This window comes from Pontibacter toksunensis, assembly GCF_042686245.1.
Classification (GTDB): domain Bacteria; phylum Bacteroidota; class Bacteroidia; order Cytophagales; family Hymenobacteraceae; genus Pontibacter; species Pontibacter toksunensis.
The window spans coordinates 154,543-168,483 of record NZ_JBHUOX010000001.1 but is presented as its reverse complement, the minus strand read 5'-3'; the positions used below and the strand labels follow the sequence as shown (position 1 = coordinate 168,483).

17 protein-coding genes are annotated in these 13,941 nt (G+C 45.1%); 13 read left to right on the top strand and 4 right to left on the bottom strand.

Annotated features, from left to right (window positions below; translation table 11 throughout):
* Positions 1–48 precede the first annotated feature (48 nt).
* The 10 genes from ACFS7Z_RS00775 (at position 49) to lepB (ending at position 8,238) form a co-directional block, all read left to right on the top strand.
* Positions 49–648: a hypothetical protein gene (locus ACFS7Z_RS00775; RefSeq protein WP_377479389.1), complete on the top strand. Its 600-nt coding sequence runs from the start codon at positions 49–51 to the stop codon at positions 646–648.
* Between the two features lie 35 nt (positions 649–683).
* Positions 684–1,157 carry a DUF6438 domain-containing protein gene (locus ACFS7Z_RS00770; RefSeq protein ID WP_377479386.1) on the top strand — a complete coding sequence of 158 codons (474 nt, stop codon included), beginning with the start codon at positions 684–686 and terminating at the stop codon, positions 1,155–1,157.
* Between the two features lie 352 nt (positions 1,158–1,509).
* Positions 1,510–2,052, top strand: coding sequence for a YsnF/AvaK domain-containing protein (locus ACFS7Z_RS00765; protein ID WP_377479383.1), 543 nt, complete (start codon positions 1,510–1,512; stop codon positions 2,050–2,052).
* A 41-nt stretch (positions 2,053–2,093) separates the two neighbouring features.
* Entirely contained in the window at positions 2,094–2,912 is an 819-nt protein-coding gene (locus ACFS7Z_RS00760) for a DUF2382 domain-containing protein (protein WP_377479380.1), read from the top strand.
* A 408-nt stretch (positions 2,913–3,320) separates the two neighbouring features.
* Complete coding sequence (locus tag ACFS7Z_RS00755) at positions 3,321–4,001, top strand: metal-dependent hydrolase (protein ID WP_377479377.1); 681 nt, start codon at positions 3,321–3,323, stop codon at positions 3,999–4,001.
* Between the two features lie 7 nt (positions 4,002–4,008).
* A complete protein-coding gene (locus tag ACFS7Z_RS00750) occupies positions 4,009–4,791 on the top strand; it encodes a ParA family protein (protein ID WP_377479375.1) in 783 nt (260 codons plus the stop codon).
* Positions 4,792–4,803: 12 nt separating this feature from the next.
* Positions 4,804–5,718, top strand: coding sequence for a ParB/RepB/Spo0J family partition protein (locus ACFS7Z_RS00745; RefSeq protein ID WP_377479371.1), 915 nt, complete (start codon positions 4,804–4,806; stop codon positions 5,716–5,718).
* A gap of 9 nt (positions 5,719–5,727) precedes the next feature.
* Positions 5,728–6,402: a DUF5683 domain-containing protein gene (locus ACFS7Z_RS00740; protein WP_377479368.1), complete on the top strand. Its 675-nt coding sequence runs from the start codon at positions 5,728–5,730 to the stop codon at positions 6,400–6,402.
* Positions 6,399–7,115 carry a 4-hydroxy-tetrahydrodipicolinate reductase gene (gene dapB / locus ACFS7Z_RS00735; protein WP_377479364.1) on the top strand — a complete coding sequence of 239 codons (717 nt, stop codon included), beginning with the start codon at positions 6,399–6,401 and terminating at the stop codon, positions 7,113–7,115. The genes ACFS7Z_RS00740 and dapB overlap by 4 nt, the downstream gene beginning before the upstream one ends.
* Positions 7,116–7,131: 16 nt before the next feature.
* The gene (gene lepB / locus ACFS7Z_RS00730) at positions 7,132–8,238 is read left to right on the top strand and encodes a signal peptidase I (protein ID WP_377479361.1); all 1,107 of its coding nucleotides are present in this window, start codon (positions 7,132–7,134) and stop codon (positions 8,236–8,238) included.
* 417 nt (positions 8,239–8,655) lie between these two features.
* Here the strand turns inward: lepB and arsC are convergent, their stop codons facing one another.
* Both arsC and ung read right to left on the bottom strand, forming a co-directional pair.
* A complete protein-coding gene (gene arsC / locus ACFS7Z_RS00725; RefSeq protein ID WP_377479358.1) occupies positions 8,656–8,997 on the bottom strand; it encodes an arsenate reductase (glutaredoxin) in 342 nt (113 codons plus the stop codon).
* Positions 8,998–9,082: 85 nt separating this feature from the next.
* Positions 9,083–9,745, bottom strand: coding sequence for a uracil-DNA glycosylase (gene ung / locus ACFS7Z_RS00720; protein ID WP_377479356.1), 663 nt, complete (start codon positions 9,743–9,745; stop codon positions 9,083–9,085).
* A 102-nt stretch (positions 9,746–9,847) separates the two neighbouring features.
* On the opposite strand from ung, the gene apaG reads away from it, so the two are divergent.
* Together apaG and ACFS7Z_RS00710 are read left to right on the top strand one after the other, a co-directional pair.
* Complete coding sequence (gene apaG / locus ACFS7Z_RS00715; RefSeq protein WP_377479353.1) at positions 9,848–10,234, top strand: Co2+/Mg2+ efflux protein ApaG; 387 nt, start codon at positions 9,848–9,850, stop codon at positions 10,232–10,234.
* Between the two features lie 101 nt (positions 10,235–10,335).
* Positions 10,336–11,121 carry an O-methyltransferase gene (locus tag ACFS7Z_RS00710; RefSeq protein ID WP_377479350.1) on the top strand — a complete coding sequence of 262 codons (786 nt, stop codon included), beginning with the start codon at positions 10,336–10,338 and terminating at the stop codon, positions 11,119–11,121.
* A gap of 93 nt (positions 11,122–11,214) precedes the next feature.
* Here the strand turns inward: ACFS7Z_RS00710 and kdsA are convergent, their stop codons facing one another.
* Both kdsA and ACFS7Z_RS00700 read right to left on the bottom strand, forming a co-directional pair.
* Entirely contained in the window at positions 11,215–12,024 is an 810-nt protein-coding gene (kdsA, locus tag ACFS7Z_RS00705; protein WP_377479347.1) for a 3-deoxy-8-phosphooctulonate synthase, read from the bottom strand.
* A 126-nt stretch (positions 12,025–12,150) separates the two neighbouring features.
* Positions 12,151–12,738: a methyltransferase domain-containing protein gene (locus tag ACFS7Z_RS00700; RefSeq protein WP_377479345.1), complete on the bottom strand. Its 588-nt coding sequence runs from the start codon at positions 12,736–12,738 to the stop codon at positions 12,151–12,153.
* 110 nt (positions 12,739–12,848) lie between these two features.
* On the opposite strand from ACFS7Z_RS00700, the gene ACFS7Z_RS00695 reads away from it, so the two are divergent.
* On the top strand, positions 12,849–13,790 hold the full coding sequence (locus tag ACFS7Z_RS00695) for a hypothetical protein (protein WP_377479342.1): 942 nt from the start codon (positions 12,849–12,851) through the stop codon (positions 13,788–13,790).
* The last annotated feature ends 151 nt before the right edge of the window (positions 13,791–13,941 follow it).

Sequence of the window (13,941 nt, the reverse complement as noted above, 5' to 3'; positions counted from 1 at the left end):
GCTTTTTTATTTGCCATCCCCTTACCTTACTACGTATGTAGAAGCACTATGAACAGCATAATAACGAAACTTATTAAGCCCGCCCTTCTGATAGGTGTGGTAACAGTTTTCAGTTGCCAGTCTAATACAGAAGAAGGGTCTATTGCCAGCACGCATCCTGAACTGGCAGAACAACTGGCAGAGGACTCCATTACCATGCCCATCACCGGCAGCCATAACCTTGAACTCTACCAGGGTTACCGCATCACGATGGAAGAGTACATGAACAGCGGAAATTATGATGTAGGTGATATGTACCGGGGAAGATTAGCTCCTTTAGATGAAGGAAGTCATGATGATACCCGTACTTACCGCACTGCCCTTTCGGAGGGGCTGAAAGAAGGTATTAATTTTGCAGGCAGGTATACTGTGGTAACACTAGGCTGTGGCACCACCTGCCAGGTGCATTATGTGGTTGATCGGGAGACAGGAAAAATATTGGATAAGCTGCAGAGCAGCATCGGAGCAAAGTTCAACATCAACAGCCGCCTGTTCATCGTCAATCCCCCTGACTCTACTGTAAATTATGGTGAATGTGCCTACTGCACCCCGGAAGCATACGTGTTTAAGGAAAACAAATTCCAAAAGCTCCCAGAGCAGCGCAAATAACAGGCATGCAACAACAACTCATCAAACGTAACGCTATGCCTTTATTCCTGACACTATTCTGGATGCTGCTAACTGGATGCAGCACATCCAAGGCACAAACAATCCTTGCATCAGCGGATGAAACCAAACCCCTGTTGTTGTTTCAAAAAACTCCCTGCTTTGGCACCTGCCCAGCCTACAATGCCACCATATATGAAAACGGCAGCATCCAGTTTACAGAGTTCAAAAACGCGCTCGCTCAAGACACTTTAATTCTTCAGCTGGCGGAATACGAACTGCAACAACTGAAAGAAAAAGTGGCATTGCTGCACTATAAAGAATTGCAAAATAGATACCTCTCAAATTGGAGCGACATCTCCTCCACCTACTTTACCTTTTATGAGTCTGGAAAAAAGGTAAAGCGTGTGAAGCATGAGGAAGGTGGTCCGCAGCAGCTGATCCAGTTTCAGGAGTGGCTTCATCAGGTTATTTGGGAACTGGCTGAAGACAAAAAGCGACCTAGGTATTAATACGTATAATCCCTGTTTAAAAGCTACTAAAGGCGTTTGTATCCCTTTTCCCGTTTCGCATGGAGGCAAGTTGCTGCCGGACGTGACACCTTTGTTCTTGCTCATCTTTTAAAGTATAAATCAAGTGCTGAAGGCAGTATTATCTAAATTTCTTGCTTGAATAAGTACTGCATTTAAAGTTTTAAAATTGTACTGTAACATTAACATTGGTTCACGCTCTCCTGCTGCTCCCATTTGGACTGATTCCGTATTTTTCCCAACAATAAGTACACAGCCCCGTATAAAAATAGAGACAGTTTAAGAAACACAAACTCGGCAAAGCTATATTATTATATGGCCATACTTAAATAAAATGAAGGAATCGACAGATAAAATACAATCTGAGTTTGAGCAGAAGCTCAGGCAAAGCGAATCAGGAAACAGCAACTCTAAAACAGTTGTCAGAGACCCTGATGTGGTGGCAAAGGAGCACGACATGGCAGAACGAGATGCCCGTGCCGGCCAGCCTTCCAGAACGATTCCGGTTGTTGAGGAGCAGGTAAGGATAGATAAGAAAACTGTAGAGACCGGAAGTGTACATGTTACAAAAGATGTGCACGAAGAAGAGGTTATAGTAGATGTTCCGACTGTTCATGAGGAAGTAAATGTTGAGCGGGTTGAAATAAACCAGTATGTTGACACGCCGCCGCCTCCTGTTAGATATGAGGGTGAGGTAATGATAATTCCTGTACTAAAAGAAGAGCTGGTTGTGATGAAACGACTGAAGCTGGTAGAGGAACTTCATGTTACGAAACGCCGACACGAAACCCACGAAGATCAACATATAATACTTCGTAAAGAAGAAGTAAAAGTAAGCCGGGTTGACTTAAACAACGACAACCCAAGCAAAGTCTGAAAATCAGACTTTACGATGTACCACCAAAACATACACAAACTATGAAAGCACAGACAGTAATAGGAATATTCGATTATGGAGTAGACGCACAAATGGCCGCACAACAGTTAATGTCAAACGGCATACCTGAAGAAAAAATTGATATCGCCGTAAGAGGCGCAAAAGATAACAGGGATACTACTGCTAGCACAACAGCAGACAGGCCTAACCCTACAGCATCTACTACAGCTAACACAAACAGAACAGATAACGACAGCAGCTTCTTCGGTTCTTTATTCGGAGACAATGAAGACAGGAACAAGTATTCTGAAGTTGCCCAGCACGGTTCTATTGTAACAGTACATGCTGAGACAAAAGACCAGGCACATCGCGCTGCCGAATTACTTGATAAATTTGGTGCTATTGACGTAGACGAGCGTGCAGAGAAGTATAAATCTATGCCGCGAGAGAAGAGAGCCCAGTGGATAAACTCTTCTATACCTGTAGTTCAGGAAGAAATGAAGGTAGGAAAGCGTGAGGTAGAAACAGGTGGCGTACGGTTAAGGAGCCGTATTATTGAAAAGCCTGTAGAAGAGCATCTTCGTCTGCGTGAAGAGCACGTAAGAGTAGAGCGTAATGCCGTTAACCGACCAGCAAGCGAGAAAGACTTGGCGACTTTTAAAGATAGCAGCAAAGAGTTTATTGAGCATGCAGAGGTACCCATGGTAGACAAGCAAGCACGTGTAGTAGAGGAAGTTAATATTGGAAAGCAAACCACGACACGAGATGAAACTATCCGTGATACTGTGAAGAAGCAGGACGTGGATATAGATAAAATTAATCCAAAGAACGATACTACAAGAGATCGTGATAACAAATAAGTTTTGCACTAATTAGTAAAACTGAATTACCTAAGAGGGCAGCTGAATTATTTCAGCTGCCTCTTTTGTGTCTTACATACTAATAAATATCTTTAATCCTGAAGCCAATCTCCCAGCTAAAGACGTTATCTGCCTGCTGTTCAGGCAGGTGCCGATGCAACGTTCGATATAATTTAAAAAACTGTAAACATCCTGTTTTTAACTGAATACCTGGAGCAGACTATACCGAAACAGGTAGCTTTCCGTTTCTAACCTGAGACCTTATGTACAGGAGAAAAAGCGCGCAGAATGTGTATAAAAATATAGCTTGTGTTGAGGATAGCAAAGGTCTTTGTGGGTAAAATAACGTATCTTTGCGCAAGTTTAACGTATCCTGCATAGATAAAGAAAACTCTAAAAAGCGAAATAATGAATATAACGTACTACGGACAATCCTGCTTCTTATTTGAAATAGATGAACATCGTATCTTGTTTGATCCCTTCATTTCTCCTAATGAGCTTGCCTCCCAGATAGACGTTAACGACATCAAAGCAGATTACATCCTGCTGTCGCATGGCCACCAGGACCATGTGCACGATGCAGAGCAGATAGCCAATAACAACAAAGCTACCATCGTCGCCATACATGAGATAGCCACCTGGTACAGCAACAAGGGTGTAGAGAACACGCACCCAATGAACATCGGTGGTAAGGTAACGCTTCCTTTTGGAACAGTTAAAATGGTAAGTGCTGTGCACTCCAGTTCCTTGCCTGACGGTTCAAACGGTGGCGTGGCAGCGGGCTTTGTAGTTGAAACAGAAAACCAGGCCTTTTACTTTGCCGGCGATACGGCTATAACCTACGACATGAAGCTCATACCTGAGCAGTTTGATCTGGACTTTGCCCTGCTTCCTATCGGCGATAACTTTACTATGGACATACACGATGCCATGATAGCCGCTGATTTTGTACAGGTAGAAACCGTTATCGGGATGCACTATGATACCTTCCCGTACATCAAAATAGATAAAGACCAGGTGAAGGAAGTGGCGAAGATGGTAGACAAGGAACTTATTTTGATGGAGATAGGTCAAACTATAAATCTCTGATTTGATAATGGGAAAAATAATTGCGGTTGCTAACCAAAAAGGTGGGGTTGGTAAAACCACCACCGCCATTAACCTGGCGGCGAGTCTGGCAGCTTTAGAATTCAAGACTTTACTTGTTGATGCAGACCCGCAGGCAAACGCTACCTCTGGTCTTGGCTTTGATCCGGCTACCATCACCAGCAGCATCTATGAGTGCATGGTGGAAGACGAGAAAATAGAGGATATTATTCTGCAGTCGCCTAACATCGAATTTCTCGACCTCATCCCATCACACATCGACCTGGTGGGTGCAGAAGTAGAAATGATTACCGTGCCGAACCGCGAGGAAAAGATGCGGGAAGCCCTTAAAAGCCTTAAGCAAAAGTATGATTTTATTATCATCGACTGCTCTCCTTCGCTGGGTTTGATTACTGTAAACTCGCTGACTGCTGCAGATTCTGTGGTTATACCGGTGCAGTGCGAGTACTTTGCCCTAGAGGGTTTAGGCAAGCTTCTGAACACGATCAAGATCATCCAATCGCGCCTGAACCCGGACCTGGCCATTGAGGGCATCCTCCTGACGATGTATGATGTACGCCTGCGCCTGAGCAACCAGGTGGTGGAAGAGGTGAAAACGCACTTCCAGCAGATGGTATTCGATACCATCATTCCTAGAAATGTAAAATTGAGCGAGTCTCCAAGCTTTGGTATACCTGCCCTGCTGCACGATGCAGAAAGCAAAGGTGCCCTGAGCTATTTGAACCTAGCCCGCGAGATTGCAGAGAAGAACAGCGTAGCGCTGGCTAAATAATAGTACCCTTACATGTCTGACAACAAAAAACCAGCAGCTAAACGCATTGGTGGCCTCGGAAGGGGCCTGGGCTCTCTTTTAGAGGGCAACAAGTACACCGGTAAAACCGAATCTTCCACTCTAAACGAAGTCAATACCATCGCAGATATAGCCATAGATCAAATACAGACAAACCCATTCCAGCCGCGAACCCACTTCGACCAAACTGCACTGGAAGAACTGGCAGAGTCTATAAAAGTTCAGGGCATTATTCAGCCCATCACGGTTCGGCACCTAGACCAGAACAGCTACCAGCTGATTTCCGGTGAACGCCGCTACCAGGCCAGCAAAATTGCCGGGCTCACTGTCATACCGGCCTATATCCGCAAGGCAGACGACCAGCAGATGCTGGAGATGGCACTGATTGAAAACATTCAGCGGGAGAACCTGAATGCCATCGAGATTGCACTGTCCTATCAGCGTTTATTATCTGAATGTAGCCTGAAGCAGGAAGAACTAGGAGACCGTGTTGGGAAAAAACGCACCACTGTTACCAATTACCTGCGCTTGCTTAAGTTACCACCTGATATCCAAATCGGACTGCGTGACAACATGATAAGTATGGGCCATGCCCGCGCCCTCATTAATATCGATACAGTAGAGAAGCAGCTGGATGTTTACAAGGAAGTAGTTGCCAAAGAACTCTCTGTACGAAAAGTAGAGGAACTGGTACGTAACCTTCAGAATGCCAACAAGAAGCCAGACCCACAGCATAAGCTGCAGTTCAATAAATATGATGGGGAACTAAAGAATGTTGAAACGCGGCTGTCCTCTCAGTTCGGCACTAAAATACAGGTGAAAGCAAATAACGATGGCAAGGGCGAAATCAAAATTCCTTTTGTATCTGTGGACGAGTTGAACCGTATCCTTGATATTTTAAACTACTAACAACACTACATGAGGCTGTACACCGGTATTGTTATCTTGCTGTTGAGTATATTATTTTGCTATGCTCCTGCACAGGCACAGGTAATCACGGTGGGTCCTGACTCTGTTCTCGTTGTCACTCCCGACTCTCTTGCTGATAGCAAGGGATTTTTTCTGGGCAGATTAAAAGATCTGGACAAATGGGAGAAGGCAGCACTGTACTCCGCTGTATTGCCTGGTGCAGGCCAGTTCTATAACAAATCTTACTGGAAAGTGCCTGTTGTTTATGCGATGGGTGCCGTTCTGGGTTACTTCCTGATAGACAACCACACCAAGTTTCAGAGTTACAGAAAAGCTATCATTTTTCGCGTGGATGGTGACACCACAACGATAGATGAATATGCTAACAACCCGAAATTCCCGTCACTGAATGCCATCAATGGAACAACGCCTGGAAGTTATGCCTACAATAATCTGAAGGCCCGGCGCGATTATTACCGCCGCAACCGCGACCTGACTATTTTACTTTCTATTGGCGCTCATGCCCTTCAAATTGCCGAAGCTTATGTGTATGCTCACTTAAAGGATTTTGATGTGAGTGATAATCTGGCTTTGCGCATACAGCCGGGTATCATACCTGTTGCCACCATTCCCAACTCACTGTCACCTGGTTTAACTTTTACTTTATACACCCGAACTAAATGAAAATTCTTCTGATTGGCTATGGCAAAATGGGTAAAACCATTGAGCAGATGGCCCAGGCGAAAGGCCATGAAATTATTGGCAGAATAGACCATGATAATGCTGATGAACTGAGAAACTTCACGTCTGAGAACACAGATGTAGCCATTGAGTTTACGCACCCTGAATCTGCTTTTGGTAATGTTACTTACTGCCTGACACACGGCATCCCTGTGGTATCCGGCTCCACCGGCTGGTTAGATAGATTTGAAGAAGCCGTAGCGCTGTGCCTGAAGCAGAATGGAGCCTTCTTCTATGCTTCTAACTATAGCGTAGGTGTAAACCTGTTCTTCCATTTCAACGAATACATGGCCAGCAAAATGCAGGCATACAAAGAATACGATGTCTCTGTGAAGGAGGTGCACCATTTGCAAAAGGTGGACAAACCAAGTGGCACTGGCATCACAGCGGCAGAGGGCATTCTATCCAGCTATACAAATTTAGAGGGATGGGTATCTGATAATCCGGAAGAAAAAAGTAAATTAAACATCGTTTCAGAGCGTGAACCTGATGTAGTTGGCACTCACATTGTTACGTATTCCTCTGAAGTTGACAAAATAGAACTTAGCCATATCGCCCATACCCGGGCTGGATTTGCCGAAGGTGCCATCATGGCAGCACAATGGCTTATCGGCCGCGAAGGGGTGTATGGTATGAAGGAAATGCTTAACCTGTAAATTATAGCACCTGCAGATGAATGTGAAATTCTGGGAAAAGAAACCAGTAACCAAGGCACCTAAGAAAAAGAAAAGCTTTGCCCGCGAGTGGGGCGATGCCATCCTGTTTGCGGTGGTGGCAGCCAGTTTGATTCGTTGGGCAACGTTTGAAGCCTATACTATACCAACTCCGTCTATGGAGAAATCGCTGCTGGTAGGAGACTTCCTTTTTGTAAGTAAGCTGCACTACGGTCCGCGTACTCCTATCACGCCGCTACAGGTTCCTTTAACGCACCAAACCATTTGGGGCACCAACATCCCCTCTTATTCAGATGCTATTCAGTTGGAGCCTCACCGCCTGCCGGGTTTTTCAGAGGTAAAACACAACGATGTGGTGGTATTTAATTATCCTCCGGAAGAAGAACATCCTGCTGACCTGCGCACCAATTATATTAAGCGCGCCATTGGTCTGCCTGGCGACTCTCTGATGGTAAAAGACATGCAGGTGTACATCAACGGCAAAGCTGTTGAGGCGCCTGCCGGCCTGCAGTACAAGTACCTGCTGGTGCCGAACACACAGCTTTCAGAGAAGTTCTTCCAAGACCGCAACATTAACCTCAGGGATGTGATACCTTATGAAAATGGCTATGTGGTAGACGCTTCCCCGGAACTGGCTGCCCAGATGGGCCAGTTGAGTTTCATCAAGGAAGTCATACTGCTCAAGGATTTAGCTGGCAAAGCAGATCCAGAGGTGTTCCCGCATATGCCAAGCAAATATGAGTGGAACAAAGACAACTATGGGCCTATCTATATCCCGCAGGAAGGTGCAACCGTGGCCATTACACCTGAAACACTCCCTTTTTACGAGAAGGTTATCTTGGAGTATGAGCGCAACGAAAACGCAGAGATACAGGACGGCAAACTTTTTATAGATGGCAGGGAGGTAAACCAGTATACTTTTAAGCAGAACTACTACTTTATGATGGGCGATAACCGCCATAACTCCCTTGATTCCCGCTACTGGGGTTATGTACCTGAAGACCACGTGGTCGGTAAGGCTGTCATGATCTGGATGTCTACTGACCCGGAAGGCAGCTTCCTGGACAGAATTCGCTGGAGCCGCCTGTTTAAAAAAATAGAGTAGGAAATTATTTAAAAGCCAAAAGCCAGAGCACATGTCTCTGGCTTTTGGCTTTTAAATAATCCGTATATAATATCAATTTGCCTAAAGCTCCTTCCAAAAATAAGCTTTTTCTCTTCGTTGGCAAGAAGTGAATGATTTCCAGTCTTTAAGTAGAGTGCATTGGGAGATTTTTAGGTGCCGTGGGAGCGGCGGCACCCTGGCGGAGAAGATTCCCAGCGAGATGCCCAAGAGGGCCCCTACTACCCCCAGAACGAGGCCTCCCTCTTATATAGGGCCGCTATTCCAGCCTGGAGAGCACAGCGCAACAGCTATAGAATATTAGGCATGACCCTGGATGAACTACAGCTACGGTAGCTTAATACATTCCTATAAAATACATTTTAGGCGTTTGGTATAACTTAAAGCACTTGGAGCCTGCTATAACAGTTCCTGGACTTTTTCTGGTGGCCGGCCTACTACTGCTTCCTCTCCTTTCACTACTATCGGCCGCTCTATTAATACAGGATAAGAAACCTTAGCCTGTATCCATTCCTCGTCCGTCAGGTTCTTTCCTTTAAACCTGTCTTTATAGATCGCTTCGTTCTTGCGGATTAACTGATCTGGCTTCATGTGCAGCTTTCGCAGAATAACCTGCAGGTCGGCAGCCGTAGGTGGTGTTTTTAGATAATCAATTACCTCTACCTCCTTGCCAGCATTCCTAGTCAGTTCCAGCGCCTGCCGGCTTTTACTGCAACGGTTATTGTGGTATATCTTCAACATAGTTTTATTTCTGTATGATCTTTGCAAAAAACGAATAATATGGGTTCTTTATCCTGCATTTCCTATAGGTTGCAAGCTTCAGGTTTCACCATTCAATTGGTTCTTTTCCATGCTCCCGCAAATACTGATTCGCTTTGCTGAAATGGCGGCTCCCAAAAAACCCCCTGTCTGCAGCAAAAGGAGAAGGGTGTGCCGCTGTTAACACCAGGTGCTTCCCCTCATCAATAAAGGCACCTTTTTTCTGAGCATAGGCTCCCCACAGCATAAAGACCACGTGTTCCTTCAAATCATTCACTTTCTCCACAACAGCATCAGTAAACTCCTCCCATCCTTTCTTCTGATGTGAACCTGCTTTGCCTGCCTGCACAGTAAGGGTAGCATTAAGGAGCAGTACCCCCTGCTCTGCCCATCGCTCCAGGTTTCCTGAGGTAGGCATCTCTTTGCCAAGGTCGCTTTTGATTTCTTTGAATACATTAAGCAGAGAGGGTGGTATACGCACTTTGTCGCTTACAGAAAAAGCCAAACCGTTTGCTTGGTTAGGACCATGGTAAGGGTCCTGGCCCAGTATCACCACCTTCACCTTATCGAAGGTACATTTCTCAAAGGCATTAAATATTTGATTGCCCGCGGGATAAACTTTTTGTGTAGTGTATTCGTCTTTAACAAAAGAAACAAGTTGATTGAAATACGGCTTTTCAAATTCATCTTGCAGTACATTCTGCCAGCTTTCTTCTATCTTTACATTCATGCGCTATCATGCTTGAGGGTTAGTAAAATATAGGAAATATTTCCACTGAAGCAACTTGCAGCCGCTGCAATGGTTCTTGTAGTATACAAAAAACAACGGAACATGGATACAAAAACAACTGAAGGAGTAAAGATCACGGTTACGGCCAACTATCTGCCAGACTACTCCAGTCCGGTGCAACAGCACTTTGTTTTTGCATATAAGATAAAAATCGAAAACCACAGTGAGTTTACAGTAAAGCTATTGCGCCGCCACTGGCATATACATGATGCCACTGGTGTGGTACGCGAGGTAGAGGGAGAAGGTGTGGTAGGTCAGCAGCCTGTGATGGAACCGGGTGAGATGCATGAATACGTATCCGGGTGTAACCTGAAGACAGGTATTGGGAAAATGCGCGGCACCTACCTGATGGAGCGATTGATTGATGGCCGGCAGTTTCACGTCACTATTCCGGAATTTACTTTAGTAGTACCTTATAAACTAAACTAAGTATAGAACAGCAGCTAGAAAATTAGGAACAAGGAGATCTTAATATTCTTCTGAATGAGCCTCTTTTCTACTGCCCGTATCTGCCTCCCAAAAACCTGTTTGTGTCATCTGTTCAATTAGCTGCTGATTACCTGCTGTACCGGTTACGATCGTTCAAGCTGCATGGAATCCACTCTCCTTTTGTTTTTGATTTATACCGTAACGTACTTTTGCATACCGGGCATTTCCCGGCCTATGATCGGGTCGAGTCGCTCCGGGAGAAAATGCTGCAGGATGACCGTAAGCTACAGGTGACAGACCTTGGAGCGGGATCCAAAAACCTGAAACAGTGGCAACGGGCAGTAAAAGAAATTGCCCGAACCTCTGCCAAGCCCCCCAAGTATGGGCAATTGCTGTTTAGGTTGGTAAACTCCTTCCAGCCAGAGACTATTTTTGAACTAGGCACCTCTCTTGGCATCACCACCTCCTACTTAGCTGAAGCACGCACACAGGCAAGCATCCATACCTTCGAAGGCTGTCCTGTCACAGCAAAGTTAGCCCGCGAAAATTTTAAGCGTTTGGGGCTAAAACAGGTTCAACTCATCGAAGGCGACCTGGATGATACTTTGGAGAGGCAGCTGCTAAAAATTGTAAAGCTGGATTTTGCCTTTTTCGACGGTAACCACCGTTACACTCCCACCATGCAGTATTTTGAAACCTGCCTCACAAAGCACCACGAGTATAGTGTATTTGTGATGGACGACATTTACTGGTCAGGGGAAATGAAGCAGGCATGGAAAGACATTAAGGCTCACCCGCAGGTAATGCAAACGGTAGACCTGTTTTTTGTAGGATTGGTTTTTTTCAGGACAACACAGCCTAAAGAACACTTTATTTTAAGTTTTTAAAAAGCGCTACCTAGGAAAAAGAAGGGCAAAAGAATCTAACACTTGGTTGTACAAGATTCTTTTGCCCTTCTTCCTGTGCCTTTACTCGAGACGCTACAGCACAGCCTGTCGGATGCGTATAAGCTTCTTCAGCAGGTTTTCCAACTGATCCAGCGGGAGCATATTGGCACCATCTGACTTTGCAATGCTTGGTTGCGGATGTGTCTCGATGAAAAGACCATCTGCACCAACTGCAATAGCAGCTTTGGCAATTGTTTCAATCAGAGCAGGCTTCCCCCCTGTTACACCGGAACTCTGATTGGGCTGCTGTAAAGAGTGCGTCACGTCCATTACCACGGGTGCACCGATGGCCTTCATTTCAGGTATGTTCCGGAAATCAACTACAAGATCTGAATAGCCGAAGGAATTTCCCCTGTCCGTCAGAATCACTTTATCGTTCCCGGAATCATTTATTTTCTCAACGGCAAAACGCATGGCGGCACCAGACAGGAACTGTCCTTTTTTGATGTTTACTACTTTTCCTGTTTTGGCAGCGGCAATTAATAGATCAGTCTGCCGGCACAGGAAGGCAGGTATCTGCAGCACATCTACGTATTCAGCAGCCATAGCCGCCTCCTCAGTCTCATGAATGTCAGTTACAGTAGGCACATCAAACTCCTGGCTGATTTTCTGTAGAATCCGGAGTGCTTTTTCATCCCCTATTCCTGTAAATGAGTCGAGGCGTGAGCGGTTAGCTTTGCGGTACGAGCCCTTAAAGATGAGCGGAATCTGCAATGAATCAGTTAATAATTTAAGTCGTTCGGCAATTTGCATGGCTATATCCTCGCCTTCAATGGCACAAGGTCCGGCCATTAAAAAGAAGTTGCCACTTTTGGTGTGTTTCAGTTTTGGTATATCGAACATAGTTTTATTCTTTTTATCGCTTATAGGCATTGCAAAGGTACACTATCCGCTAAGAATTACGAGTTAAGCCCTGTGAAATGTTCAGCAGCAACACCTTGCATCTCGTTGTGGTGGAGTTCCAGCGTTTTATATTTTCTGCAGCAGCATGAACAGTTCCCGCTCCTGCCGTGGCTGAATAGAATTATAAGCTGTTTTGAAATAAAGGAAATGGAAATATGGTTTAAAATAACTTGCATACTCCTCCCGGTTACCTCCAAAAGGAGGACCTTCTTGTGTAAACTCTGTATCAAAGAGCAAACCCATCAACTTACCTCCCTTATGAAGTAAAGCTGCACATTGGTAGGCATACTCAGCACGTTGCGCAGGGTCTATAGCACAGAAAAACGTCTGCTCTACTATTAAATCATATTTCCCTTTCAAGGAAAAGAAATCCTGTTGCAGCAGCTGCTCCTTCGGAATACCAGGCACCCGTTTGGCAAAGTTCTGCAGTGGCGCTTCCGCCACATCCACTAAAAATACATGCCGAAAGCCTTGCCTGAAAAGATACTCAGCTTCATACCCGTTGCCACTTCCGGGTATCAGAATACGTATATCCATGTTTGTTACCTGATCAAAATATTCTTTGAGGGGCGTCGTTACATCTCCAGCATCCCAACCGGTCTGATTTAACTGGTAACGGTGCTCCCAATAAGCGGCATTAAATTGTTGTTTCATCTGATTAGATTAATAAATCAAAAACCTTATATTTGACGCTTGCTCTAAGTGAGCTATCAGTTGTATTGAGAATAAAGCTAAAATTTCACACAAACAACAACAAAAAAATTATGTCAGCTAACACACCTGAAAAACGAAGCAACAGAAAGCTTTTGATTGGTGGACTGCTCGTCGTCCTTATCAGTATTAATGGTATTCTAATTTACATGAACTACCAGAAAAAGGAGAAGACGGAAGAGCAGGCCGAAATCATCCGTGTTAAAAACAGCGAACTGGAGAACCAGATCAAAGTTTATGAAGCCCTTAAGGCTGACTTTGAGCGTCAGAGTCAGGAACTGCAGGCAATGGGTTTGGAGAACGACTCCCTGGAAACCCAGATTGCTGCTATTGGTGCTGACCTGGACGAACTGCGTGGTTTCAGAAAACGCAGCTACAGTTTGTCTGACCAGCGCCGCTTCCGGGACAGAGCAACTGCTTTCGAGCAACAACTGAAGCAGAAGGACGAGGAAATAGCGAAGCTAAAGGAGGATAATGAAGTATTGTTCACAGAGAATACAGAACTGAAGACTACCCAGAACCAACTGTCTGACAGCCTGACCACGGTCAAGACCACCAACCGCGACCTGAGTGAGAAAGTGAAGGTAGCTTCTAAATTAGAGGCCCAGAACATGAACGTGAACATCATCAACCAGCGTGGAAAAGAGAAAGAAGACAACGACAATGAGTTCCGTGCCAGACGTGTAGACAAAATCCGGGTGGTGTTTAACCTTGCAAAGAACGACGTTGCACCTAAAGAGCCGAAAACCGTTTACATGCGTTTGATAGAACCTGATGGCGCCGCTTTGTATAACCTGGCAACAGGCTCTGGCTCTTTCCAGATTGACGGTGAGAATATGTATTTCACTGCCAAGCGCGATTTTGTTTTCGACAACACGCAGCAGCAGCTTAGCTTCACCTACGACAAAAACGCGGATTATAAAAAAGGAGAGCACATTGTGGAGCTGTATACTGATGGCTTTATGATTGGCAAAACTTCTTTCGTTCTGAAATAAAGAAGATGCTCGTTTGCATAAGAAAGGCCCCTGCCGCATTTGGCAGGGCCTTTCTTATATAGTGCCTTTTAGTTTTTTTAATGTATCAGAAACAGTAACAGCAGCTTATGTGTTGAAATTAAGGAGCCGGCAAAGCTCAAGCGTATACAGC

What these genes read in the sequence shown, in the direction of transcription:
- ACFS7Z_RS00770 (WP_377479386.1), top strand. Translation starts at nt 684, where the DNA reads ATGCCTTTATTCCTGACACTATTCTGGATGCTGCTAACTGGATGCAGC.
- arsC (WP_377479358.1), bottom strand. Translation starts at nt 8,997, where the DNA reads ATGTTGAAGATATACCACAATAACCGTTGCAGTAAAAGCCGGCAGGCG.
- ACFS7Z_RS00745 (WP_377479371.1), top strand. Translation starts at nt 4,804, where the DNA reads ATGTCTGACAACAAAAAACCAGCAGCTAAACGCATTGGTGGCCTCGGA.
- apaG (WP_377479353.1), top strand. Translation starts at nt 9,848, where the DNA reads ATGGATACAAAAACAACTGAAGGAGTAAAGATCACGGTTACGGCCAAC.
- ACFS7Z_RS00760 (WP_377479380.1), top strand. Translation starts at nt 2,094, where the DNA reads ATGAAAGCACAGACAGTAATAGGAATATTCGATTATGGAGTAGACGCA.
- ACFS7Z_RS00740 (WP_377479368.1), top strand. Translation starts at nt 5,728, where the DNA reads ATGAGGCTGTACACCGGTATTGTTATCTTGCTGTTGAGTATATTATTT.
- ACFS7Z_RS00755 (WP_377479377.1), top strand. Translation starts at nt 3,321, where the DNA reads ATGAATATAACGTACTACGGACAATCCTGCTTCTTATTTGAAATAGAT.
- lepB (WP_377479361.1), top strand. Translation starts at nt 7,132, where the DNA reads ATGAATGTGAAATTCTGGGAAAAGAAACCAGTAACCAAGGCACCTAAG.
- ung (WP_377479356.1), bottom strand. Translation starts at nt 9,745, where the DNA reads ATGAATGTAAAGATAGAAGAAAGCTGGCAGAATGTACTGCAAGATGAA.
- ACFS7Z_RS00750 (WP_377479375.1), top strand. Translation starts at nt 4,009, where the DNA reads ATGGGAAAAATAATTGCGGTTGCTAACCAAAAAGGTGGGGTTGGTAAA.
- ACFS7Z_RS00765 (WP_377479383.1), top strand. Translation starts at nt 1,510, where the DNA reads ATGAAGGAATCGACAGATAAAATACAATCTGAGTTTGAGCAGAAGCTC.
- ACFS7Z_RS00700 (WP_377479345.1), bottom strand. Translation starts at nt 12,738, where the DNA reads ATGAAACAACAATTTAATGCCGCTTATTGGGAGCACCGTTACCAGTTA.
- ACFS7Z_RS00695 (WP_377479342.1), top strand. Translation starts at nt 12,849, where the DNA reads ATGTCAGCTAACACACCTGAAAAACGAAGCAACAGAAAGCTTTTGATT.
- dapB (WP_377479364.1), top strand. Translation starts at nt 6,399, where the DNA reads ATGAAAATTCTTCTGATTGGCTATGGCAAAATGGGTAAAACCATTGAG.
- ACFS7Z_RS00775 (WP_377479389.1), top strand. Translation starts at nt 49, where the DNA reads ATGAACAGCATAATAACGAAACTTATTAAGCCCGCCCTTCTGATAGGT.
- kdsA (WP_377479347.1), bottom strand. Translation starts at nt 12,024, where the DNA reads ATGTTCGATATACCAAAACTGAAACACACCAAAAGTGGCAACTTCTTT.